The following is a 24,071-nucleotide window of genomic DNA, read 5'->3' on the forward strand; positions in this document are numbered from 1 at the left end:
AACCGGCGGAGCATACTGGGCCCCGGCGCAAGGCCGGGGTGACGGAATTTGGCTTGACGAGGTTGGGGCAGTTTCGGCCGCCACCATCTGCAAAAAAACGAATTGAAATGACCGAGCAATCAGACATCGCCGTCCCCTCCCCGGTTCGTCGCAAGCGCACTGACGAAATCGTCGATGCGATCAAGAAGACGATCATGGAGCATGGGCTGCAGCCGGGGGATCGGTTGCCGCAGGAGCGGGAGTTGATGGAGCAGTATGCGGCGTCCAAGGGGACGATCCGCGAGGCGCTGAAGTCACTCGAGGTGCAGGGCCTGATCCGCACGCGGACCGGGCCGGGTGGCGGGGCGTTTATCGATACGATGTCGGAAAACCGGGCGATGAGCCTTCTGTCCAACTATCTCTTCAACAAGACCGTGACGATTGCCGACATCTACGCGCTGCGCAAGGTGATGGAGCCGCTGGTGGCGGTGAGTGCGATCGGGAACATGGATGCCAAGGGCTATAAGCGGCTCAACGACATCATCGCGATTTACGACCACGAGCCGGCCGACGATGACGAGCGCTGGGCGCAGCGCATGGCGGAACTCGATTTCCACGGCGTGGTGGCGGAATATTCCGACAATGCGCTTCTGGCGTTTACGTGCCGGTTCTTGCAGCGGCTGCTGAAGGATCAAACGGTGGCACGGGACATCTATGTGCAGCCCAAGCCCGTACTGCGTGCGCAGGGGATCGAATATCAGCGCAAGATGATTGCTGCCATGCAGGCGGGAGACCGCGAGCAGGTGCATAAAATCATGTCGGATCATATGGCCTATGCCGAACGTTCAATGCTGGACCTACAAGCCGAATTGACCGGCGATTTCCTGCATGACCCCGTTGCTCGCGGCTCCGGCGAGCGGCGCAAAAAGGTAGCCCGATGATCGATCTAGACTATTTGAAGCGCTGTCTCGAAGACCTCGTCAACACGCCCTCCCCCGTCGGAATGACCGATAGGGTGGCGACCAAGGTCGCCGCGTGGCTGGAGACGATGGGCTATGACGTTTCCCACACGCGGCGCGGGGTGATCAGCGTGACGGTAGGTTCGGGTGCGCCTAAGCGGGCACTGGCGGCGCATCTCGATACGCTGGGCGCCATGGTGACCGGGTTTCATCCCAATGGGCGGCCACGGCTGCGCAATACGGGAACCTGGGCGGCGCGGTTTGCCGAGGGTGCGCGGTGCACGGTCTTTACCGATGCGGGCGAATTGCGGGGCACGATATTGCCGCTCAAGGCGTCCGGGCATCGGTTTAATACGGAAGTGGATACGCAGCCCGCCGATTGGGACAATCTCGAGGTGCGCGTTGATGAGGCTCCCGCGCATGAAGATCGCGGGCCGGATGGGTCGCATGCCTATCCGATCCGGATCGGCGACATCGTCGCGATCGACGCGCAGCCGGAATTTCTCGACAACGGGTTCATCGTTTCGCGCCATCTCGACGACAAGGCGGGGGTCGCCTGCATTCTAGCGGCGCTGAAGGCGATTGCGGATTCGGGCAAGGCGCCCTCGGTGCCGGTGCAGGTGATGTTCACTGTGTCCGAGGAAGTGGGAATCGGCGGGACGCACGGCTTCGGGCCGGAGGTTCAGGAGCTCGTTGCCGTCGACAACGGGGTGACGGGTCCGGACCAGGCGACCCATGACGGGGCGGCGACGATCGCGTTTCGCGACCGGACGGGGCCGTTCGATATGCCGATCACCCGGCATCTGGTCAAACTGGCACAAGACAATGGCATTGCCCATGTGCGCGATACGTTTCGCTCCTACCGTTCCGATAGCGCGGCGGCGATCGATGCGGGATGGGATTTGCGCGTTGGGCTGATGTGCTTTTCGCTCGATTCCTCGCATGGGTGGGAGCGTACGCATATCAAATCGCTCGAAGAGCTGACCAAGCTCATCATCGCCTATATCGAGAGTGATCTGGTGCCGCTGCGGGGGTAATTTTTCCGTGCGGGAACTCCGGCGCGTGGGGGCCGTTCCTGGACGAGCGGGGCGACGGAGACATTCATGACATCGGCAAAGGCTGCGCACGGCGTGCACGTTGACGGATTGATGCGGGCGGTCGGTGGCGCGCTGATCTTTTCGCTGCCAATGCTGATGACCATGGAGATGTGGCAGCTGGGGGTGACGCTGGAGCGCTGGCGGGTGCTGTTGCTGCTGGTGGCCGCCTTCCCTATTTTGATGCTGCTGTCGCGCGAGATCGGGTTTGAAAAGACTGGCGGTTGGCGCGAGGATTTTCGCGATGTGATGATTGCCTACGCGATCGGGATCGTGACCAGCGCAGGCATCATGCTGGTGCTTGCGATCTTTTCCACTCCCGTTTCGCTGATCGATGTGTCGGGCAAGATTGCGCTGCAGACCGTGCCGGCGGCGCTGGGCGCGTTGTTGGGCCGGGCGCAATTTGGTGGGGGCGGAGAACCGAGCGAAAAGGATGAGTCGTTCGGCGGAGAACTGGTGATCATGGCGGCGGGGGCGCTGTTTTTGTCGCTCAATGTAGCGCCGACCGAAGAGATGCAGTTGATCTCGTTTCGCATGACGGCGTGGCATGCGCTGGCGCTGATCCCGGTTTCGCTGCTGATCATGCATGCCTTTGTCTTTGCCGCCTCGTTTTCAGGGGGCAGCGAAGTTTCGCCCGAGACGCCATGGTGGAGCGCGTTCCTCAGATTTACGGTCTCGGGTTACATGGTGGCGCTGGTCATCAGCTTTGCCGTGCTGTGGCTTTTGGGCCAGGTGGACGGCATGAGCTTTGAGCGCGCGATACGCGTTTTGGTGGTGCTGGGCTTTCCCGCCGCAATCGGGGCCGCCGCGGCGCGGCTGATCTTGTAGGACACCGAAGATGGCCAATCGACCTCGCAAACCCAGACAGCCCGTCAAATCCGTGCAAGGCGGAGGCACGGCGCAAAAGGATCGCCAGCCTCACTGGATCGAATGGGCGGTGTCGGCGCTCAGCGCCTTGGTGATCATCGTTCTCGCGGGGTTCATCCTCTTTGAGGCTGTGACCAAGACCGGGCAACGGCCCGACATCTCGTTTGAGATTGTCGATAGTTTCGAGATGGGGAGCGGCCTCGCGGTCGAGGTCGTGGTGCGCAATGAGGGCGATGTGACGGTCTCCAACGTCGAGATCGCCGCAGAGGCGGGTGACGCGTCGGGCGGGTCGGTGACGCTCGATTACCTCGCGGCGCAGAGCGAGGCGGAGATCGGGTTCGGGTTTGTGGCGGGCACCGATCCCGAAACGATCGTGCTGCGGCTGGTGGGCTACAGCTATCCTTAAGCTCGGCTAGCGGTTGTTGGCGAGGTTTTCGGTGATCTGATTGGCGTGGTACACCACGACCTTGGCGAGATCGGGGATGTTTTCCTTGGGCATCTGCCAGGTGGGGCCGGAGATCGAAATGCCGGCGATGACCTGCCCCTGAAAATTTCGGATCGGTGCGCCGATGCAGCGCAGGCCGGGGAGATGTTCCCCATCGTCGATGGCGTAGCCGCGCTCGCGGATGATAGCCAGTTCCTCACGCAGGGCGACGGGATCAGAGATCGTGTCGGGCGTGAATTTGGGCAGACCGGCTTCGATCAGGCGATCGATAACCTCCTCAGACTGCCAGGCCAGGATGGCCTTTCCCACGCTCGTGCAGTGGGCGGGAGCGTTTTCAAGGAAGGTCGAGGGGGTTGTGTTTTCGACAGTGGGATCGGCGCGGCGGATGACCACGGCGCGAAAGCCGTCGAACATGGCGAGATGGACCGTGTGGCCCGCAAGACGGCGCAGGGAGTTGACGGTGACGGCGGCTTCGCGATGGATGTCGAAACTCGAGAGCGCGGTGTTGCCGAGCGCGAAGAGTTTCAGGCCGAGACGGTAGCGGTCGCGCTCCTTACCCTGTTCGAGAAACCCGACGTCGCGGAGGGATGCCAGAAGGCGATGGGTGGTGCTGCGGGGGAAGCCGGTGCGGTTGCAGATTTCAGCCAGGCTGAGGGCGCGGTCACTGAGCGAGAAGCATTCGAGGACCTTGACCAGCTTGACGAGCGATTTCAATTGCTCGTCGCCTGTCCTCGGCGGTTTGCCCGCCAGCTTGCCGGTGCCTGCGTCTTCCCCCGAATGATCGATCAAGTGCGTCCCCTCACCTCCCGTTCCGCAGATCGGAACGTCCTCCCGGCAAGCTTGCCATCCCGAAGGGTCCGCTGTCACGGATAAAGTCCCTATATAGGGCGGCAGGGTGCTACTTTAGTTGTATATGTGAGTATTGGGGGTCGGAGCCCTGCCCTACGAGCGTAGCTCTGCGGGCGTTCGGACCTTGGCCCTGCCATACGAGCATAGCTCTGCGGGCGTTCGTAGCTCGTCCAGCCCTGCGAGCATAGCTCTCCGGGCGTTCGGACCTAAAATCTGTCCACCGGACAGATTTTCCGGCAAAGCCGGACTGTCCTCACTCCCACTCGATTGTTTAATCCCAGCATAACACGTTGAAAACGTTCAATTATTTTCATTGTCTGCGCGACAATCCCGGCAGCCATACCGTCAAAAAGTTACGCTCTTGATTTTAAAGGGAAAATCGCCAGAAAAATATTTTTGAGGTTTCACGGACTATCGACACCAATCGGGTCACCTTTGCTCCGGTCTGCAGTGGCGACTTACTCGACTCCGCATCGGAAAAGTACCGTCAGCAAGCTATAGCACGCTCGCACACTTGGCACCATCTGCTCCGGAATAGTGCGGCCCTCGCCGCACCGACTAGCTCATCAGATGTCCCTGATCTCAACGCGGCCGGTTGAGCCGGTACTCGTTGGCCGGAACGTCTACACGCCAGGACTCGCAAGGATGGACGATGAAATCATCGTCATAGTGGTCGAGGCGGCAGTAGATTTCGGCGACGGACACCGTCGAAACATAGACCGCTGGGTTGGGAAGATCGTAGTATTCGACGTGGTGAGCTGCATACCAGATCGCCTTGTCGAGAGATGGCGTCCACGACATGCCCATGCTGTGCACGGGCCCTGCGCAACCGCGGAACAGCGTGAGCCGCTCACCTCTAACAAAAGTGAACGTCTCGCCCAAAGGTTTGAGTGCGCGGAGGCGATCCCGATCACACGCGTCAAACACGTCCTTCAGCACCGAGACACCCTGGTCGCGAAAGTGGGATGCGTGCACATAGGCGTCAAGCCAAGGCGCTTCGAGCCCTCCCAAGGCGGCCAGAACCCGATAGTTGCGGATGATAAAACCAAGGCTCTCCGTCGGGATGTAGCCATGGAAGTTTTCCCCACGGGCGATCGCCTTTCGGACTTCGATAGCGTCCGCTTCCGCGAGCCCAGTAAAGTCCAGGCATTCCGACCCCAGCGGCTCTATTAACGTTGCGGGAGCAGTTTCCATCGACGCATTCCCCCGACCATATTAGGTATCAAGAAAATCCCATTCACTGCCCGTCACCCAGCGCAAAGCGCTGAGTTTCCCATTGAGCATTCCCCACTCGAAATCGCTCCACGGCCCAAGATTTTCCAGGCCGACCTCATCTTCCGTTCGCTTCGCTGCAGCCAGAGCCCTCTGCCACACGGTGTCGACAGTCACTTTCTGATGGCGCTTGGGATGCTTTTTCCACTCAGCTTCCGTGACAACTTTGTGTTTGCCGCTCTCAATCGCGGCGCGAAGGTTCCAATGTCGGTTGTACCAAATTTGCCGAAACAGAAGATTTTCAGCCTCCATGATCTCGCTGAGCAATCGCGGCTCCTCCCGGTACTCAAACTCCCATTTCACTTCTTCCATCAGATCCGGCGCGTAATCGTTCAGGATTTCTCCAATCGCTAGCGAATACGTGGAGTTCTTGGCGGCAAACAGGTCGCCAAGATCGGGGTGCGGCTCTCGTTCATCGCCTGCCATGTTGGAGAAGTCATGCTTATTGTGCGTTACAAAAGCGTAGTCCGCGCCTTCGTCGGCCACAGATACAATGTCTCTGTAAATTTCTATGAGAATTGCGTCGCCAATGCTGTTCTTATCTTTGTGAAACGGAGCGCGCTTATCGACTGCGCGCTGTGCAGCCCGAAGCTTCACCGCATCATCCGTCTCAACCGGGCTCGCAGCGGCAAACAATTTCTCTATGCGCTGGATGCTCTCATGTACGGCTTCGCCGAGGATCGTGATGCGGTGATCCACGTCATCCAAACTGGCCAAGGCCTCCTCCCGGCCCTCCGCCTTACCAAACTGCCGTACAGCTTCTTTGACTCGCTTGAAGGTGCTGCTCAGACTCTTGCCGCTGTCTCTTATGATGCGGTCCTTGTTGCGAACGAATTCGTCGACCGACTGCTTTGGCAAAACCAAGGTGACTTCACCTGCCTCGATCATCTGCTCAAGAGCGGCAAGTGTGGGTTGGTGCCGATAATCCTTGGCCATATCGAGCCACACACAAGTATCAACTAACAGGTGCAGCACGATTTCGACCTTCTTTGTTTGCTTTGTCTACCATGCATAGTTCACGCGCTCACCAGACGTCTTAGGTTCTGGAGAACCGCGTCTTCCATGGCCTTCGCCGAAACGTTCCGAGCTTCCGCCAGTTCGGCGACCGTGTGGCCGACATCGCGTGGCCTGAGTGGCTGCCCATCCCTCTCCACAAACGGCCCGTCGGTTTCAGTCAGCAAACGGTCGAGCGGAAGACTCCCAACCAGTTGTCGGTGCTTGGGTGAGCGCAGCATCTCTCCGTTGATCGAGAAATAGCAGCCGAGCGCGACCGCCCGACGGGCTTCGGCCGACGTGCCGGTGAACCAATGCATGACAACGCGTCCCCGGTCCTGCGGCAGGGAGCTTTCAATATGATTCAGCACTTTGCCGACTGCGCGGACGCTATGGACGGTTAGTATCTTCCCGCCCTGTTCAGCGCAGGCGCGGAGGATGCGCTCGAACACCCGCTCCTGTGCCGGAAAACTCCGATAGAAGCGAGGGCCGGCGTCCAGGCCAATCTCGCCGACATAGCGTGCATCCGAGAGGTAGCGCTCGAAGATCGGCAACTCATTCTCGCGTTCGGCGACGAGCTGCGGATGTAGCCCCAAGGCGATCCGGACATGCGCCGACTTCGCCGCAAGCTCCCGGTTTCGCGGCCAAGCCTTCGGCGTGGTCGTGACCGCAAGCGTCGCCACGCGTTCTCGATCGCATTCGGCAATAAGAGCCGAATGGTCTTTGTAGAGATCGACGTGGCAGTGGAAATCGACCCAGCGCGCGGCCGATTGATTGGATGTCTCTATCATAGCGGACGGGCCTGGACGCCGTGCAACAGTCTGCCGACCTCCTGCAGGCCGGCGACGTAGACGGCCTCATAATCGGAGAGCTTGCCAGGATGATCGATCAATGGCCCCGGTCGATGAATATCGAAACGGGCTCGCCCAGGCTTTCGTGCGAGGCGCGATAGCGCAAGCTGGAAGGAGCGCACATGCTCGCCCTCCGCCTTGTTTGTATCGAGGACCTGCGCTCGAAGATCGGGAATGCGGTACGACGTATCGTCGGTGCCCCAGCCCTCGAGGATCGAAGCGCGCCGGATGAGACACGGCACACAACGTCCGCAATGTTTGGGCGTCCTCTCATTCGGGTCCGGATCGTAGCGGCGACTTCCAGGCGACGAGCACGACATCGTGTGCTTCGCTTCTTTCCGGAGGAACGGGATGTCGGCGCATTCTTTCGCCATTTGGCCCTTCGTCATGAAGGCGTAGGGATTTTCCAGTCGGACGCTCAGGCCGAGGCCTTTGAGTAGATCCTCGAAACGCGCCATGTAGAACGGATGTGTCGTGCGAGTGCTAAGTGCTCCGAGGCGGAGCGGATCCAGGGGCACGTTGAGCGAGATCAGGCCATTCTCCGGCACATGCACGACCATGTCGCCGCCGATCGCGTCGGCCGCCATGACCGCCAGCGAGAAGAACAGAAATGAACGCCCCCTCAGCGTGTCCTCGACCGCAGAATGCTCCACCGTGTCGGTCGGGAATCCCACTCTTGCCCGAATGTGATGAAGCGTTGTTCCGCCGAAGCGACGCTTCATCACCTCGGCGCAATAGGCTTGGTGCGTGCTGGTGATGCCGTCCCAATAGTGGCTCACCAACATCGGCGCCTGACCGCGCGCGAGCAGATCGATCGCACCAATGAAACTGTCCAGCCCGCCCGAAAACAGGCAGACCGTTGTCGGGTTAGCTGTGCGCAGCTTCGTCGGTCTGGGCGCCAGATCGCGAGCGCCGGCGGCGCGAGAACGAAAATAGACGCCCCAGCGGTCGCCGGTCAGGAAGTTAAGCGTTGTCGCGATCAATGGCGCCAGCCCTTGCCAGCGAGCGGCATCATATACCGGCAAGTGGAGGTCGATCTCGCGGGTCCAGGCGTCCTGTGCGTCAGCGGCACGCGAGATACGCGTATCGGCGGCAGTGATCGCCGCGGCCAAAAGCGCCAGATCGACCGCTGTTTCGGAGGGGCGAAGGCCGAGCTCACAGAGTTGATCCAACGCCTGGCCCAGCCCATAGCCCAAACGGAACTCGCCATCGACGAAGTTGATCTCCGTCTCTTGTGTATCCACACGGCTCGGAGAAATGCTTGTGCCGTCTCCCGGACCAAGCCGCGCAATGATCGTATGATGCCTCATGCTGCGGCCTCCCCGGCGACGGCAACCAGCTCGAAAGCCGTCTCGTAAATCTGGTTGACGACATTCTCGATATCGCGGTCAGACAGACGCTCCAGGCTTTCGAGCCTTCCGGCGAGCTGACCGCGCGTTGCGCCCTCGACAAAATCATGAAGCTGCGCCTGGGCGCTTTCCACGGCAGCGATGTCGTCAGGGAAGGTAATGCCCCGCCCGCCGAGGTCTGCCATCACCCGCCCTTCGATCGAACGCGAGATAAAGTCCAGGAAGACGTCCTGGAGCTGCTCCGGCGTAAGTGTATCGAAGCTGCCCAGCCCCGCTTCGGCAAGATCGCCGATCGTCTCCAGCATCGCCTGCCGCGCGATCGCGTCGTCGACCGCGCCGCCTGGTGGACAGATAAATTCCAGAATCGCTACGAAGACATCTGCCGCCGGCTGCGTTGCCAATCCGGCCAAGTTGAGTTGACGAAGCGTTTCGGTTGGTCCGAGACGTTGGAAGTCACGAACAACGCCCAACAATCCGCTGGCTGTGGCGCGGGATGAGCCCATGCGTCGCGCGGCCCGTCGGGCCCCGCCGGTGCTGCCGCGTACATAGCCCGACAGCGCACTTCCGAGCGCACTACGGCTGCCGGTCCTTGCGAAACGCGTGAAATTACCGCGAGCGCCACCAAGGCTACCGGTGCCCTTCGTATCCGGACGCGACGGCGTGCTCGGAACGCCCGGAATAGCAGGCGCTGCCGGCTGTCCCGGTTGCGGGGATGACGGTCCGCCGGGCGCGCCCGGTGCATTCGGACTCACCGGCGCTGTTGCCGGAGGTCGAGGCTGGGTCGGCGGCGTCGGGTCGTCCACGAAGGATGGAACGAGGCCGCTTGAGGGTCCGCCGTAGCTTTTTGACGTGCCCATCCGATCAACCCCGCTGCAGTTTGCTGATGCCCTGCGCGGCTTTTTGCAGAATCGAGTTTTCCGTCTGCTCGGCCCATGATCGCAGCGTCGTCTGGTACTCCGCCGCGATGCCCGTGTCGGTGAAGCACGCCCCCCAGCTCGACGCCGCCCAGCTCCCGACCTTGGCCACCGGCAACTCACGGATGAACTCCAAAAGCCGGCGTTGCAGCGCCGGATGCGCCTCGACCAGACGGACGAGGCCGTCCGCCCCCTTGGGCTTGGCCGCGAAGTTGTCGTCCTGAAGGATCCGGCCACGGATTGCCTCGAAAACCTCCTCGGGCTCTGGCCCTGTGAGTTTCGCGATCTCGCCGACGGCGCCCCGGACCATCATCGTCGGCCCCATCAGCTTCTCGACGAGGCCCTCAAGATGGCTTGCGGCGGCCAGCCCGCCCAACGAGCTACGCTTGTCACGCGTGACGAACACATAAGGTCGCAGGTCTACGCCCGTTAGCGGTGGGTCGATTGCCGCCCAGCCCTTCGCCCACTCGTTCTTTTCCCATTCCATGGCTTCGGCCGGGAGAGGTGCAGGTGCCGAGCGCGCAGCCTTACGCCCGCCCTTCGCGGCAGGCTTCTCGTCGTCGTCCTCCTCCGGCGCGGGCGCCCGGACGTGCTCCTCGAAACGCCGCAGCGCCTCGGGTTGGCCATCAGGGTGATTAGCCGCGAGGCGTGCAATCTGTTCGTAGAAATCCGGATAGAACCGCTCGGCGAGCATGATCTTGGCCAACACCGGGCGCTGAATGTCGGCACCGAAACCGCGCTCCTCGGCAATGGCGTGTCGCAACATCATGGAATTGAGGAAGCGTTTTATCTGGCGTGGATTGCCGCGCGTGCCCTCGCTTAGGATCTTCGTCACGTGGGCGCTGATCACGAGTGCCTGATCTACGTCGGGCGGCATCTTGCCTGCCATGGCCTGTTCCACGGTCCTTCGATCGAGGCCACGGCTCTTCCACGGCCGTCGCATATCTTCCCGCGCCGATGCGAGCAGATTGAGGAACCGCGGGTCCTTCGAGCCGAGCGCGTTCTCCGCCAGCAGAAGGGTCACGTACACGCGCGTCTCGGCGACACCCAGCGCGGGAATTCGGAATGGAACCTGGATCAACTTTTCTAGGTAATTGCGCGCGTAGCTTACCGGGCCGGAGCTGGGCGGCAGGTCGGGGAAGTGCTCGCGCACTGCATACTCGATCATCAGTTCATCAGCGCCGATGACAAAGGCGGTGCGTTCGACAAACAGGAAAAGGCGGATCGCTTCGAGCGTCGCGATCGCCGTCTTCGGCAAGCACCGGTCGAGATCGTCGACGATGACGACGAGCTGGTCGATGTCGGCGGCGTCGAGAAGCTCCTTGAACTCCTCGCGGAAGGCATGAATGTGCTCGGGAAGATTATCGCTCTCGTCCGGCGCTTCCTTGAGGAACTCGCCCGCCTTTTCGGCGACCCCCTTCAGATCTTCGATCGAGACATGGTCCTGGGGTTTGGCCAGGAACGAGGTGGCAACATCATAGAGGCCCTTGACCTGATCGAAGGTCGGGATGCCGGTCGTCGCCGTAAACGCAAAGCCGCCAGCCTTGCGAGCAAGCTTCAGCCAGTCCACCCGCTTCAGGACCTTCTTCGCGGCGTCGGCCACCTTCGTCGACGTCGGACGGGCGCGACGAAGCTCGTCGACAATGGTCTCGATGACGACCGTTTTTGCGTCCTCGAAGCCCTCGAACGTCCAACCGTTGAACCAGAGGCAGAGGACACGATCGTCCTCCGCGAAGGCGCCCTCCAGCATTTTGAGAACGCTTGACTTGCCTGCGCCCCAATCACCGTGGACGCCGATCGTCACCGGCGCGTCGGGCGTCTTGCGGATCAGAGTGACGACCGTCTTTGCGATGGCCTCGTAGTAGAGGAGATCGGTCGCCGTCTCCTGATCGTTCAAGAACATAGTTCCACCCTTCGCCTACATTACGCAGGCCATAGCCTCAGCCTATTTGTTCTTCTCACTGACCGCATTATCGTTCCAACCGCACGCGCAGCCGGCGCGCACGTTCCTGGAAGGCACCCTCTCCACCTTCGAGAATGTCGCAGACCGCCTTCCTGATCTCCGCGTTCTCCAGACCGCCCGACCGGTACGAGATCGGCGGCAGGGAGCCGTGCGGATGCGGTCCCGCCTCGGCAATGATGATCTGATCCGCATCGGTGTTGATCACCAGGTTCGCATTGTGCGTCACCATGATCACCTGACGGTGGGACTTGGCCTCGACGAAGAGGTGAACGAGCTCATCAAAGACCGACTTTGGATCGAGGTTCTCTTCGGGCTGGTCGATCACCAGCGGCCGGTTGTCGCTGTCATCGAGCGCCAGGTAGAGAAGCAGAAGAACAATGCCGCGGGTGCCAGGCGACAGCTTGCGGATGTCGACGCCGTCGTAGTCGATGCCATAGCGGATCGCGATATGATCGGTGCTGAAAAGCCATTGGGCGAAGCGCTTCGACCAGGCCCGAAACTCCGCCTGATCCGTGTGCGCGACCGGAGAATGGTCCAGCAGGTCCCTCTGGTAAAGCCGCCGGAACTCCGCCATCGCGGTAATGACGGCTGCGGAATCGCCGGTCTCCCACGCGCCCTTGAGCACCTCGTTTGCCTTCTGCAGCAATGTGCCCTTACCCCGGAACGCACCAGTTTTGCGGAGGTCGATCAGGCCGTCTTCGGCTTCGTTCGCCCATTGCTCCACATCGGCCACGCGCGCGACCGAGAACGACAGCTTCTTCAAGGTGCCGGACGATGCGGCGAGCCGCGCCATGAGTGGTGCGTAGAGATCTGCCAGCACCGATTGTTCCGCGACGAGCGCATCGAAGGCCCTGCCGTAAGCTTCCTCACGCTGCGTCTGCAGGTCGCGCGCGCGATCCTTGGCGCCCTTTGCGTCGGTGGCCTTCTCGGTCAGCGTTTGCAACGCTGCAGTCTCGGTCGCGATGCTGCCCGAAAGCGCGGTGTAGCGACGCTGTGTTTCCTTGTCCGCGCTGACCAGCTTCTCTAGCCGCGCCATTTCCGCGTCGAGGACCGCCTGTGACAGCGTGGACAGATCGGTGTCGTCTGGAAAATAAGGCGTGTTCGGATCGCCCAGCGCCGGCGTCGTCCCCTTCAGGGCCGCGATCTTGCCGTCCACCCACTTCACATAGTCCGCGAGATCACTGTCGACCGGGCCTTTGTAGTCCAGCAAGAAGGCCGCCCACTGCTCAGCCGACAGGCCACTGTGCGTATGACGTGTCTGCGCCTGCCGCAACGTCTCGGGGGCCTGGTTGCGACGCAGGTCCTTCACCTCGTCCTGCAGGGCAAGAAACGTCTGTCGCTGGCCGGCAAACTGTCGCAGCTTCGAGCGGACCTGATTTGCCGCTCCGGCAAGGTCGGTGTGGCGCTGGGCTCGCTTTTCGCTGCCGGCCGACACGAGCTTCGCGCGGTCTGCGGTGTAGGCCTCGACCAGTTTCTTCTTCTGCGCGGCCTGCGCCTCATAGGTCGCGGCCAGCTTTTCTTTCTCCAGCTCGGCGCCGATCCGTTCCGAAATCTGCGAGACGGCCTCGGCTTCACGATCGCGAGCGAGACGATGCCGGGACGCGCGGTGCTCCAGCAGCTCGGCAAAGTCCAATGTGCCGTCCCGTGCGTCATCGGGGTGCGCCTCGAAGATCACCCGCTCGATCTCCCTCAGCAGGCCATCCGTCAGGCCGCTTGACGAGCACAGATCCTCGACGAATTGCTGCGACAGATATCGGACGCGCTCGTAGCTGTAGGGTCCGTTCGAATCCGATCCGTCGAGTGCGCGCGTGCTGGGTTCCCCCGCCGCCCAACTCACTTTCACCTTCCCGTCTGCGACCAGCGGTCGAGCGCGCACGAGAAAAGACGGATTGGCCCATTCCTCCGCGTTCCACGACTCGTCGGGGATGGAGTCACAACCCGCAGCGATCATGTCGGCGAGTGCGGTCTTGCCGGAACCACGCGCGCCGATGATGGCGACCAGGCCCGGATTAAGCGGAATGACCGGCGTCGTCATCCAGGGGGCGTCGAGCACGCGGACTTCCGAGATCACCTGCGATGGCGTGGCCGATCCGGGCGGCTCGGCGCCGACATGCGCACGGCCGCTGGGGTCGATGCATGCCTGCCGAAGGGCGTCGAACTCTAGCCCCCCTTTGATCCACGAGAAGCGGTCTCCGAATGGAGACGCCACATCGTCGAGCTTGTGGGCGTCGCTCCCGTGCAGGCAGGGTTTCAACCCGCCATAGCGTGCCCGAATCTCCTCGGGGCCGAGGTCCCGCAGGCCGAGCCAAAACTCCCGCTGCGCGGGGCTGCCTGCGAAAATGACGTCGGCGAACCCTTCGATTTCACGCCGGATCGTCTGGTCGGCAGCCTCGCGCACGCCCGACGTACCGTCTGTGGCGCCGCCGGCCACCGCGATCAGGATGTTTTTCTTCGCCCAACCGTTGCCGGTGAAAAGGTCACGCAGTTGCTGGAAATTGACCTTGAATTGGTTGGCCCCATAGCTCAGCGCGGCGCGATCGTCGGTGATAGCCGGATCGGCCTTCTTGCCAAGCCGAATAAGGTCCGCGCGCGTGCAGTCGAAATGATCCTGCATGACGTTGAAACGCAGACGCGACAGCAGACGCCTCAACTCTTCGATATGCTGAGGATCCTCCGGACTGACGAACAGGTGGAGGTTGACGAAGCCGCCTTTGGCGGTCGCGACATCGAGCCTCAGCTCAACATTGGGAAAGATCAGCTTGGCCGCCGGCAGTCGCCCGGCCGCCTTTTGCCTCAGCACCTCCTCATAGGTGTCGGTCACATAATAGTCGGTGACCGCGATCGCCTCGATCACGGGCGCGGCCTGCTCCAACGCGGTGAGATAGTCGTGCCACGCCGTAGGACCGCTGAACTGGTTGTTCATGACGGTGCCCGGTGCGTGAATATGCGGTTCCCACCGCCGCCATTCCGATCCTCGAGTCAGCATCTTCCCCCCTATGCGCCCACGCGATTGGCCCGCGCGGCTATGTCGGCGCATCGCGCCATAAGCGCCTCGAAGGGCTCGGCCTCCTCCAACAGCAGCCCGTCCTCGACCATACGAAGATAGTCGTCTTCCAGCGCCTTCAGCGCGTCGCCGTCGGGTACAAGACGCAGGCCGCCGTTGACCGCGACCGCGTAATCGATCGGTTCGCGGTCGGCCGCCTTCTCGGCGAAAAACATGCTTTTGTGGCGCGCGACCGCCTGGGCGAGCTCTCTATCCGCAAACGCAGTGGTCGCTAGGCCAGCCTCATCCAGCCTGGCGAGGTCGTGCCAATGACGCGCGAACCTGTCGCCACGCAGTCGTGCCTGCAGGCAGAAGACATGGATCGCAGTCGCCTTTTCCCAGAACGTCCGCTCGGCGTGCATGACGCGCGGCCGCGCGGTGGGAAATTCCACCGCCTCCACCAAGCCCGCCGCATCGCAGACGACATCACGCGGACTCGCCGGTTCACCGGTTGAACGCGCCCCAAACTCGAGCATCACGCTTGGCGCGACATATCCCGAACCGGTCGCCGTCGCCTCGTAATCGATGAACAGCTTGTCGTCTTCGACGCGGATCACCGCCGCCAATTCCTCGCTGGCCAGCGCATTCGCGATGGTCGGCTGCGCCGTTCCCGCCACCCACTCGGGCAGTCGCTTGCGCACTTCGCTTGACCAGCGCTTTTCCTCACTCCGGGTCTTCGGCAAGGCCTCGCCATTGTCGCCCACCAGGTCGGGGGCAAGTGCGCGGATGTCATAGGTGAGGTCGACGTCCTCGGAAAATCGACGGATGACCCCGTAGGCTTTCGACAGCGATGTGCCGCCCTTGAAGACCAGGTGTTCGCCCAGGGGCGAGCCATAGAGGGCGGCAAGCGCCCAGACCACCCAGGCATCCTTTTCGAGCAGGTGCGTCGGGCGACCGGACCGGTCGGCCGCGACGCCCAAGACTTCGCGGCGATCCGCGGCCGAAAGGCTGAGGAATGCGTCAGCCATGCGCCGCCTTTCCCACGCTGCGCGCGAGCCAGGTCGGAAGCTGCGGCGCCGCCGCCACCAGCTCGTTGAAGGTGGTCTGCGGAAGTTTGCGCTTCAAAGCCAACAGCGCTGCCTCGGCCTTTTCGGGACCAAGCCAAGCCAGCGCCCGGACTGCCTCACCGGCCGGGCGATTGGCCAATGCGAGCTGCCAGCGCGGTGCGTGCCGCAGCTCAACCACCTGCTTGCCAAGGTTCATTTTCCGGGTGCGGCCGGAGGTCAAATAGACCGATCGGACCGGAACCTGTGTCGTGAGGCCAAGGGTGTTGGCGGCCGCCGCACCGCTGGACACGATGACTTCGCCGCGCTGGCTGGCGAGCGCCTCGACCGCCTGCTCCACCGAAGGCGACCGCGTGCCAAACCGACTCGTCACGGGACGCAGATAGACACCGCGGCCAGCGCGGATCAGTTGGCCACGCTCCGCCAGGCGCGACAGCGCCTGGTCAACCGCAGCCCGCTTGCCGAGGTGAAGCAAGCTCTTCGCGGACACAGGCATACCCTCGGGCAAACCGCCCGCATGTGCCAAAATCTGTTCGCTCAACCGTTGCATGCTGGTCTCCTGTCAGAAATATACGCAGTTTTCTGACAGTTTGCAATCGGCGGCTCGCTGTCGTCCAGCTAGATCAGCGGAGCCCCCGCGTCGAGCAGGCCATCCAGAAAGTCCTCGCGCGACGGAACTGGCCCCGCCCGCGTTGCCAAGATCAGCGCCTCGACGACCTGACGGGCCAGCGAACGGGCCATCACTTGCTCCTGCGTCGAGATGTCCATCATGGCGCGACCATGTAGGAAGGCGCTCCTGATGTCGAAGAGCTGCTCATACTGGTCGGCATAGCTATGCCCGCCGAGCAGGCCGGCAACCCGCCCTTTCATCCGGTTCGTGGCGCGCATCCCCTTGTGCCGATCGGGCGCGATCCGAAAGCTCTTCTGATAGTCGGCGCGCAACCCGAGCGCCGCCTCGATCGTCGTGATGTGAGCGAGGAATTCGTCCACGCCCTCGGCCAGGAATGCGCGGACAAGGAAATGTGCGATCGGCGTCTCGAACAGCACCGATCGCTTTGCCTGCTCGACAATCGCCCAGCGGCTCTGGTCCCAGACGGCCAGTTCGGCCGGGGCCTTGTCCTCCAGGCGTAACTCGACCGGGCGTTCTTCCTCGTAGGTTCCGCCGTAGCCGTCGTCGTAGATGCGGTCCTCCCAGTTCAGCGTGTCCGGTGAAGGTGGCGAACTCAACCGCACGAAGAGATCGCCGTCGACGGTATGGACCCACGGCACGCGAAACCCTCGCCAATCGACCTCCGGCATGGTCGACCAGCTCTCCCAAGGGGCCAACAGCAAGAAGAACAGCGCTTCTTCGAACACGCCCGGAAATCGTCCCTTATGCGGTTCGATCCGCCCCAGATCCTGGCTGAAATCTATCGAGAACATCGGAACCGCTCGTGCTTCCGGCCCGTGCTTGAACGCCACCGTCTCCTCGACGACCAGCCAGTGAAACTGAGCGAACCGATCGGCGTCGAACTGCTGCCGCGGATAGAGCCGCTTCAGTCGGCGCTCATCGACCATGGCGCGTAACTCGTCGGCCGTCAGCCGACAGACCTTTGCGGAGCCGAACGCAAGCGGCGGAAGGTCATCCGCCAGATCGAGCGGTGCGAGATGCATCCGGGTGCACTGGGTGGCGCGCAGCGCCGCGTCGAGGCCCGCCGCCGCTTCCTCCACAGGCAGCGCCAGTTGCGCCGCTGCGCCCTGCAGGTGACACGGCAGGCCCAGCGCCCTCAACGCCGTTGAGAGCGCGAAGTCCGGTCCCGTCTTACCGGCGCCGGGGTAGCCATCCCGGCACGCTTCGCGCAGGCGTACGAAGGCCGGGTGCTTGAGGATATTATCGGGCCCTGGCGGGAGGAGCCGCCACAGGTTGGCCATCGCATCGAGCATTGCGGCACTCGGGCCGATCACCACCTCGCTCATCAGGTTATCCGAAGCCGCCGCAGCAGCTTGCCCAGGACGGCCTCATAGTCCTCGGCCTTCGAGAAGTCGGCGTAGAGCTTGCCCTTCAGGAATTCAGGCAGCTCGCACTCCTCGTAAAGCAGCGGCAACACCACGACCTCGCCGCTGGCGATCTCCCTGTTCATCGCCACGTCCAGCTCCTTCTTCACCCAGGGCGCGCCGATCGACTTCTTCGACAACACGACCGCGATGTATCGGCTGAGCTTCATGCCCTCCTCGATCTTGGCAATGAGCGAATCGCCAATGTCGATCTCGGCTTCGTCCAGCCACACACGCGGCACGCCACGGGCCATGAGATCCTTGCGAAGCTGGCGCGCGAAGGGCTTGTCGACGCCTGTGTGGCTCAGGAAGATGCCGTGGTATTTCTCGTGCGCGGGGTCGGCCTTTTCCATCGCCAGGCTGTCACGAACGAGCTGGTTCGCCGCCTCCGGCGAGGTCGGCGGCGTCAGCAGCCAACCCGTCGTCGTCCCCAGCGTCACCCTGCCGCCCAGACTATAGCCTTCCGGCGTCGCGGCGATCGAGCTGAACCCGTCGGACGGATCGGACAGGCAAAGCGTCCAGCCGCCGGCCTTGGACAACTCGTCGAAGTAGCGGACGAACGGGCTGTCGGGGTCGATGCCGCCCATCCGTCGCCCCTTCTTCACGAGAAGGTCCGAGCGTTTGACGAAGCTGGCGATCTTCGGCGCGACATAGCCGAGATGCGTTTCGCGATAGCCGAAGAAATTCATCCGTTTCGGTTCGGACAGGCACCAAACCACGGTTGCGCCGTCCGCGATCGCGACCTCCATCTCCTTCTCCCGGTCGTCGAGGTCGAAGGCGGTGTCGATGTCGTAGCGGTCGTTCTGACGCTTGAGCTGGCCCAGCTCGTTCGGTTCGTTTGAAAACTCCCCGGCCGTGCCGAACAGAAAATGGCTGTAGCTCTCCGGATTGATGATGATCGTGTCATATTCGTAGAGCGGGTACGCGGCGCGTGCGCGATCCACGCCGGCCCGGCACAGGCCCAAATTCTCGATCTCCACGCCCTCGATAGCATCGCCGGTATAGGTCACGCCCACCGTCAGCACTCTTCTCATCAAACAATCCTCTTCCCATTTTCGCGAGCCCTGTCCGTCGCGCCGATTGCTCCTGGAACGCCCTCCACGTCCCGCGTGGGATTCACGTCCATGACCTCGCCCCGGCTGCCGACAAGCGCGATCTCAATGCCGGCCAGCGCACAACGCGGCGCCAGACGCTCGGCCAGACGCAAAGTGCCTTCCGTCAGCGGCACGACCGCGACCTGTCGGCCTTGTGACGGCGTCGCCATCAGCAGCCCGACCGTCTCGCATAGCCCTTTGTAGAGCCGGGACACCTGGCCCGGGTGCCGCGTATTGATGATGCCGCCCTTGCATTCGGCCGAGATGATGCGGTCGCCGACTTCCGCCACGACATCGCCCAGGCCTGACTTGGGGTTCACAGTGACTGTCTGGCCCGCCGGATTCCGATAGACGCCGCCATAAGCCGTCGTGCCGAGACTGGAGACCTTCACGAACTCCCGGCGCAGCAGCCAGGCGGCGAAATCGAATTGCTTGCCATGCTCGCCGTCGGGATGAATGCGCACATGCTGCGCATTCGCCGTGCGCAGGAGGTGCATGGCGTAGGCGACCATGACCGCGCCTTCGTAGAGGTGGTGCTCATGGGCGCCGTCGGACTTGCCGACACGGTTCGACGGCGGCTCAAGCGCCGTCACAAGATCCTCGAAGTCCAATTCAGCCTCCCAGATTCCGATCGCGTTCCTCATTGCCGCGACCGCCATTGACAGTCGCTTATAACCGGTCATATTTGCCCGGTAAAGGAGCCCGGTCATGTTTGCCTACAGCCCAGATAAATTCGCCTCGCTCTACGCGTCCCCTCTCGGTCAGCGCCTCTGGGCGTTTCTCACTCTGCCCGAAAGCGTGGCCCGCCTCGAGACCGCGTCCGAGCTCAGCAAGCCGGCGGTCGAGGGCATCGAGGAGCAGCTCCTCGCGGAGTTTCGTGAGGACGTGCTGGCCGACCGCGTCAAGCAGATGGTCGGTCACATGGTCCGGCAGATCCTGGAGCAGCGCGATTGGGTGCTCGACCAGAGCGACGTGAAGGTGCAGTCGGTGCCCTTCAGCAAGGCCGCGCGGTATCGCCGGCCGGACTGGATCACGTTCCACGCCTTCCGCAACACGAGCGATCCGCGCGACGTCGTCATTACCGACCGCCGCCAGAACGCGCCGCTGCCGACCGACGCGCGGTGGACCTACTATGCGACCTTCGCCAGCCCGCTGAAGGCGGCGGTGGCGTTCGGGGTGCGCGACATCCGCCAACTTCGCCAGCACGTGCTTTCACACGGCTATCAGCGCTTACGTATCGAGCGAATGCTCCGCCGCGCCTAACGGGATCTGACGATGACCAAGCTTTTCGACGTCGACGGCGCCAATCTCGATCGTGGCTTCATCAACCTGAAGGCTGCGGAATCGCGGTATGAGCAGCAGCTTCACGACCATATCGAAGCGATGTGGGCGACCTACGAGCCCTATGCCGACCCTGACTTTCCGCAAGGCTTTGCCCGCGACGTCGATGGCCGCTTCTGGGAGATGTATCTCGGCTGCACCCTGCTCGAGGCGGGCCGGACGCTGTTGCCGGTCGTCGATCGCCAGCGCCAGGGTGGCCAGCCCGACCTCTGCGTCCTCGACGAGGTCGCCGCATCTGGATCGAAGCCATCGCGCCCGACGAGGGCGCGCCAGGCCCGGACCAGATCGTGCGGCCCATTCCCATCAACGAGGGCGGCGGCCTTGTCGCCGCCCCGATCCGCCAGGCACAGTTGCGCACGTCCGGCGCTTTATGGACAAAGGCGCAGAAGATTGCGCTCTACATCGAACAGGGCGTGATCGCGTCCGACGACACGCGGATCGTCGCCATCAGCGCCAGCCGCTTTGGCGATTATGTCGCCGAGCGGCCGTTGCCGCTGATCATGACCACGCTCTTCCCGATCGGCGATGCCTACATCACCATCGATCGCGCGACTGGGGATGTCGTCGAGGAGGGATTCCACACAGCGCCGCTGATCGACCGCGCACGCAATCCCATCCCGCGCACGGCGTTTCTGGACGAGCGCTTCGCCGACGTCTCGGGCGTGATCTGGTCACGCGTCGGGCTCGGCAACATGTCGCGCGGCGGCCGACCCATCACCTATGTCCACAATCCCCTGGCTCACGTGCCCCTGCCGACGAATTGGGGCGTCTGGGATCGCGAATTCGTCGCCGCGCCGAACGGCGACGGATGGGAGGCCAGCGACATCCTGGCTCCGACGGACGTAGCGGAGGCTCAACGATGAAGGAGGAACTTGGTGCGAGCGAACAGTGGTTGGAGGCGCGTGCGCCGGGCTTCAGTAATCTTCCGGAGCCGGACCGCCGCGCCATCTTCGACTTCGCTTTCCTCTGGAGCCTCTTCGAAGCACAGGTCATGGACAATTTCGCCCGCGCCGATCGTATCCGCGAAAAGGTGGATGCATGGGCGGCGGCGGGAACGCTTGGGGCCGATCTCTATGACGCTGAACTCTCCTACTTCCGGAAACGCTACTTCGCCGACGGCAAGCTGACCCGCCATTTTCCCTTTCTCGATCTTCGGCGGTCGGACCACCCTGATCTCGTTCAAGCGGTCGTTGAGGGCGCGAACAATGATCCTCGCGACCGGGTGCTTGCGCTGCTGATGATCGTCTGGCGCTTGCGCAACAACCTCTTCCATGGCGCCAAATGGGCGTATGGGCTTCGCGATCAACGCGTGAATTTCGCTCACGCAAACCAAGTTCTGATGCGGTTGCTCGAACGGCATGGCCAACTCGGCTGACGCGGCCGGCAGCGCACGAATGCGCTGAGCCTGACTTCCGTAAATCCGCATATGCGCCTTTGCGGGGAAAGCTTTCCCCTGCGCCCGAGCCTGTAGTCCCGGTCGACCCCTTCTGCGGGGATACCCCGCAACGCCCCTCTCCTGGGCGAAAACGCGGCGATCAGGACGCTGCCGGCTGACGCCCTTCTGGGTTTCAATATCCTGATCCCGTCCCTTGCGCCCGGCCTCCGCTTCGCTCTGGCCGGGCCTGTTACTTGTGGGCTCTGCCCCCCGGCGCGGCGCAAGGGATCGCTGGCGCTCGACCGAGACGGTCTCCCCAACCTTCCGCGCGGATGCGCGATTCCCACCCTCGCCCATGACTTCGATCCGCTTGTGCAGGCCGGGTGATCCCCCTCCGTCCCGGTCGCCCTTGCACCTTGCACCCCCCGGTCTCGCCGACGGGCAGGGTTGCAGCGCAGCGCTGCGCTTCAACCCAAGCCCATAGGAGAAGGACCATGACCACGACCGCCAACACCGTCCCGACCGTCGAACACGGCGCGACCGTCTTCATCCCGCTCAACAAGCTCAAGAAGCACCCGAAAAACGCCCGCAAGACCCCGCATAGCGAGGCCTCTATCGAGGCGAAGGCGGCAAGCATCGCCGCCAAGGGCATCCTGCAAAATCTGGTGGTTGAGCCGGAAACCGACGCGGCAGGCGAGCCCACCGGCTTCTATCTCGTCAGCATCGGTGAAGGCCGCAGGCAGGCGCAGATGCTCCGCGCCAAGCGCAAGGAAATTAAGAAGACCGAACCCATCCGCTGCGTCATCGACACCGCGAACGACGCCGCCGAAATCAGCCTTGACGAGAACGTGACGCGCGAAGACCTCCACCCCGCCGACCAGTTCGAGCGCTTCCGCGAGCTTTCGGAGGATCGGGGCTGGGGTGCGGAGGAAATCGCCGCCCGGTTCGGTGTGACCGCTCAATTCGTCAAGCAGCGGATGCGTCTCGGCGCTGTCAGCCCCAAGCTGATGCAGGTCTATCGCGATGGCGGCTTGACCTTGAACCAATTGATGGCCTTCGCCATTACCGACGATCACGCGCGGCAGGAACACGTCTATGAGAACCTGCCCTATAATCGCGATCCGTCCATCATCCGGCGCGACCTGACCAAGATGAACGTGCCCGCGACGGATCGCTGCGCGGTCTTCGTCGGCGCGCAAGCCTATACCGAGGCAGGCGGCACCATCATCCGCGACCTGTTCACCGAGGATCGCGGCGGTTTCTTTGAAGACCCCGCGTTGCTGGACCGGCTCGCCGTCGAGAAGCTGGAGGGGATCGCCGCCGAGGTGCAGCAGGCCGAGGGCTGGAAGTGGACCGCCGCCTATCTCGACTTCCCCCACGCCCACGGAATGCGCCGCGCCTATTGGCATCCGGTAGAGCTTTCCGAGGAAGATGCCACGGCCTACGACGCCGCGCAGGACGAGCTTGAGCACCTGAACGCGGAGTGGAAGGACGCCGACACCGACCTCCCGGACGAGGTGGATGCGCGCCTTGCGGAGCTTGAAGCCGAGATCAAGCGGATCGACGCCAAGCGCCACGCCTTCGATCCCGACGACATCGCGAGCGGCGGCGTGTTCGTCGTTGTCGCCCATGACGGCGGCGTGCGGATCGAGCGCGGCTTCATCCGCGCCGAGGATGAGGCACCTGAGCCGGAACTAGAGGAAACCGAGGGCGGCGAAACCGTCATCGACGGGGTGCGCGTCAACGGTGACGGTGAAATCCTCGACAGCGACGGCGCGGACGAAGGCGACGAGCTTCCCGAAGCCGAGCCGGAAGAAGACGCCGGGGATGCGGGCAAGCCGCTCTCGGACGCGCTCATTCGCGACCTGACCGCGCATCGCACCCTTGGCCTGCGTCTGGCCCTTGGCGAGCAGCCGGACATGGCGTTGATCGCCGTGGTCCATGCGCTCGCCGCGCAGACCTACTATCGGGGCGGCAGCACGGCCAACTGCCTCGAAATCAGCCCGACGAGCAATTACCTCGCCGCCCACGCGGACGGCATCGAGGACACGGCGGCGGCGAAGATGCTGGCGGATCGTCATGCCGGATGGGCCGCGGACATGCCGCGCGACGTGGCGGACCTCTGGGACTTCGTTGCCGGTCTGGACCATGCGAGCCTCATGGCCTTGCTCGCGCATTGCGCCTCGCTGACCGTCAATGCGGTGAAGCTGCCTTGGGAGAGCAGCAAGCGCCGCGCCCACGAGACGGCGGACAAGCTGGCGACGGCGGTGACGCTCGACATGACGGCGCACTGGACCGCGACCGTGCGGAGCTATCTCGGGCGCGTCACCAAGGCCCACATCCTCGCCGCCGTGCGCGATGCCCTTGGCGACGAGGCCGCCGAGCAGATCGCGGGCAAGAAGAAGGTGGAGATGGCCGAAGCCGCCGAACAGCTTCTGGCCGGAACTGGCTGGCTTCCGCCCGCGCTGCGCACCGAGTGCCCCGCATGGCTCGACCAGCATGCCGACACCTTCGCCCTCGATACCGTCGCGCCCGCACCGTCGCAGGAAGTGTTGATTGCCGTTGAGATCTGACCCGGTACTGGAGTGAACCCCTGGGACTGGACCAGCGGGGAAGAAAAGCTGATACGCTCTGTGGGCCTTGAA

General features: G+C 63.0%; 21 protein-coding genes. 8 read left to right on the forward strand and 13 right to left on the reverse strand.

The window, feature by feature from the left end; translation table 11 throughout:
* Positions 1-107: 107 nt before the first annotated feature.
* From BLR31_RS12130 to BLR31_RS12145, 4 genes are all read left to right on the forward strand, one after another.
* Positions 108-920, forward strand: a complete 813-nt coding sequence (locus BLR31_RS12130) for a FadR/GntR family transcriptional regulator (protein ID WP_090596706.1) — start codon at positions 108-110, stop codon at positions 918-920.
* Positions 917-1,975, forward strand: coding sequence for an osmoprotectant NAGGN system M42 family peptidase (locus BLR31_RS12135; protein ID WP_090596709.1), 1,059 nt, complete (start codon positions 917-919; stop codon positions 1,973-1,975). Before BLR31_RS12130 ends, BLR31_RS12135 begins: the two co-directional genes overlap by 4 nt.
* A gap of 66 nt (positions 1,976-2,041) precedes the next feature.
* Positions 2,042-2,860: a TIGR02587 family membrane protein gene (locus BLR31_RS12140; RefSeq protein ID WP_090596712.1), complete on the forward strand. Its 819-nt coding sequence runs from the start codon at positions 2,042-2,044 to the stop codon at positions 2,858-2,860.
* Positions 2,861-2,870: 10 nt separating this feature from the next.
* Positions 2,871-3,305 carry a hypothetical protein gene (locus BLR31_RS12145; RefSeq protein ID WP_090596715.1) on the forward strand — a complete coding sequence of 145 codons (435 nt, stop codon included), beginning with the start codon at positions 2,871-2,873 and terminating at the stop codon, positions 3,303-3,305.
* Between the two features lie 6 nt (positions 3,306-3,311).
* Here the strand turns inward: BLR31_RS12145 and BLR31_RS12150 are convergent, their stop codons facing one another.
* The 13 genes from BLR31_RS12150 to BLR31_RS12210 all read right to left on the reverse strand — a co-directional run bounded on the left by BLR31_RS12150 (position 3,312) and on the right by BLR31_RS12210 (position 19,393).
* The gene (locus BLR31_RS12150) at positions 3,312-4,133 is read right to left on the reverse strand and encodes an IclR family transcriptional regulator (RefSeq protein WP_244505037.1); all 822 of its coding nucleotides are present in this window, start codon (positions 4,131-4,133) and stop codon (positions 3,312-3,314) included.
* A gap of 642 nt (positions 4,134-4,775) precedes the next feature.
* A complete protein-coding gene (locus tag BLR31_RS12155; RefSeq protein WP_090596718.1) occupies positions 4,776-5,387 on the reverse strand; it encodes a hypothetical protein in 612 nt (203 codons plus the stop codon).
* A 21-nt stretch (positions 5,388-5,408) separates the two neighbouring features.
* Positions 5,409-6,440, reverse strand: a complete 1,032-nt coding sequence (locus BLR31_RS12160) for a PIN domain-containing protein (protein WP_210183919.1) — start codon at positions 6,438-6,440, stop codon at positions 5,409-5,411.
* 41 nt (positions 6,441-6,481) lie between these two features.
* Positions 6,482-7,249: a Qat anti-phage system TatD family nuclease QatD gene (gene qatD / locus BLR31_RS12165; RefSeq protein ID WP_090596724.1), complete on the reverse strand. Its 768-nt coding sequence runs from the start codon at positions 7,247-7,249 to the stop codon at positions 6,482-6,484.
* Complete coding sequence (qatC, locus tag BLR31_RS12170) at positions 7,246-8,619, reverse strand: Qat anti-phage system QueC-like protein QatC (RefSeq protein ID WP_090596727.1); 1,374 nt, start codon at positions 8,617-8,619, stop codon at positions 7,246-7,248. Before qatC ends, qatD begins: the two co-directional genes overlap by 4 nt.
* Positions 8,616-9,515 carry a Qat anti-phage system associated protein QatB gene (gene qatB / locus BLR31_RS22225; protein ID WP_342027593.1) on the reverse strand — a complete coding sequence of 300 codons (900 nt, stop codon included), beginning with the start codon at positions 9,513-9,515 and terminating at the stop codon, positions 8,616-8,618. The genes qatC and qatB overlap by 4 nt, the downstream gene beginning before the upstream one ends.
* 4 nt (positions 9,516-9,519) lie before the next feature.
* Positions 9,520-11,475, reverse strand: a complete 1,956-nt coding sequence (gene qatA, locus BLR31_RS12180) for a Qat anti-phage system ATPase QatA (protein ID WP_090596732.1) — start codon at positions 11,473-11,475, stop codon at positions 9,520-9,522.
* A 67-nt stretch (positions 11,476-11,542) separates the two neighbouring features.
* Positions 11,543-14,521 carry a TrlF family AAA-like ATPase gene (locus tag BLR31_RS12185; RefSeq protein ID WP_090596734.1) on the reverse strand — a complete coding sequence of 993 codons (2,979 nt, stop codon included), beginning with the start codon at positions 14,519-14,521 and terminating at the stop codon, positions 11,543-11,545.
* Positions 14,522-14,529: 8 nt separating this feature from the next.
* Positions 14,530-15,546, reverse strand: a complete 1,017-nt coding sequence (locus tag BLR31_RS12190; protein WP_090596738.1) for a nucleotidyl transferase AbiEii/AbiGii toxin family protein — start codon at positions 15,544-15,546, stop codon at positions 14,530-14,532.
* The gene (locus tag BLR31_RS12195) at positions 15,539-16,132 is read right to left on the reverse strand and encodes a DUF6088 family protein (RefSeq protein WP_090596740.1); all 594 of its coding nucleotides are present in this window, start codon (positions 16,130-16,132) and stop codon (positions 15,539-15,541) included. Before BLR31_RS12195 ends, BLR31_RS12190 begins: the two co-directional genes overlap by 8 nt.
* A 68-nt stretch (positions 16,133-16,200) precedes the next feature.
* Entirely contained in the window at positions 16,201-17,538 is a 1,338-nt protein-coding gene (locus tag BLR31_RS12200; protein WP_090596743.1) for a hypothetical protein, read from the reverse strand.
* Positions 17,538-18,650, reverse strand: a complete 1,113-nt coding sequence (locus tag BLR31_RS12205) for a toll/interleukin-1 receptor domain-containing protein (protein ID WP_090596745.1) — start codon at positions 18,648-18,650, stop codon at positions 17,538-17,540. The genes BLR31_RS12200 and BLR31_RS12205 overlap by 1 nt, the downstream gene beginning before the upstream one ends.
* The gene (locus BLR31_RS12210; protein WP_244505038.1) at positions 18,650-19,393 is read right to left on the reverse strand and encodes a hypothetical protein; all 744 of its coding nucleotides are present in this window, start codon (positions 19,391-19,393) and stop codon (positions 18,650-18,652) included. Before BLR31_RS12210 ends, BLR31_RS12205 begins: the two co-directional genes overlap by 1 nt.
* Before the next feature lie 25 nt (positions 19,394-19,418).
* Here BLR31_RS12210 and BLR31_RS12215 point away from each other — a divergent pair, with 25 nt between their 5' ends.
* The 4 genes from BLR31_RS12215 to BLR31_RS12230 all read left to right on the forward strand — a co-directional run bounded on the left by BLR31_RS12215 (position 19,419) and on the right by BLR31_RS12230 (position 23,999).
* Positions 19,419-19,973 carry a hypothetical protein gene (locus BLR31_RS12215; protein ID WP_090596748.1) on the forward strand — a complete coding sequence of 185 codons (555 nt, stop codon included), beginning with the start codon at positions 19,419-19,421 and terminating at the stop codon, positions 19,971-19,973.
* A 365-nt stretch (positions 19,974-20,338) separates the two neighbouring features.
* Positions 20,339-20,914 carry a hypothetical protein gene (locus tag BLR31_RS22035; RefSeq protein WP_244505039.1) on the forward strand — a complete coding sequence of 192 codons (576 nt, stop codon included), beginning with the start codon at positions 20,339-20,341 and terminating at the stop codon, positions 20,912-20,914.
* Complete coding sequence (locus BLR31_RS12225) at positions 20,911-21,426, forward strand: hypothetical protein (RefSeq protein WP_090596751.1); 516 nt, start codon at positions 20,911-20,913, stop codon at positions 21,424-21,426. The genes BLR31_RS22035 and BLR31_RS12225 overlap by 4 nt, the downstream gene beginning before the upstream one ends.
* Positions 21,427-21,920: 494 nt before the next feature.
* Positions 21,921-23,999, forward strand: a complete 2,079-nt coding sequence (locus tag BLR31_RS12230; protein WP_090596754.1) for a ParB/RepB/Spo0J family partition protein — start codon at positions 21,921-21,923, stop codon at positions 23,997-23,999.
* The last annotated feature ends 72 nt before the right edge of the window (positions 24,000-24,071 follow it).

Source organism: Pelagibacterium luteolum, from assembly GCF_900100665.1.
Taxonomy (GTDB): Bacteria; Pseudomonadota; Alphaproteobacteria; order Rhizobiales; family Devosiaceae; genus Pelagibacterium; species Pelagibacterium luteolum.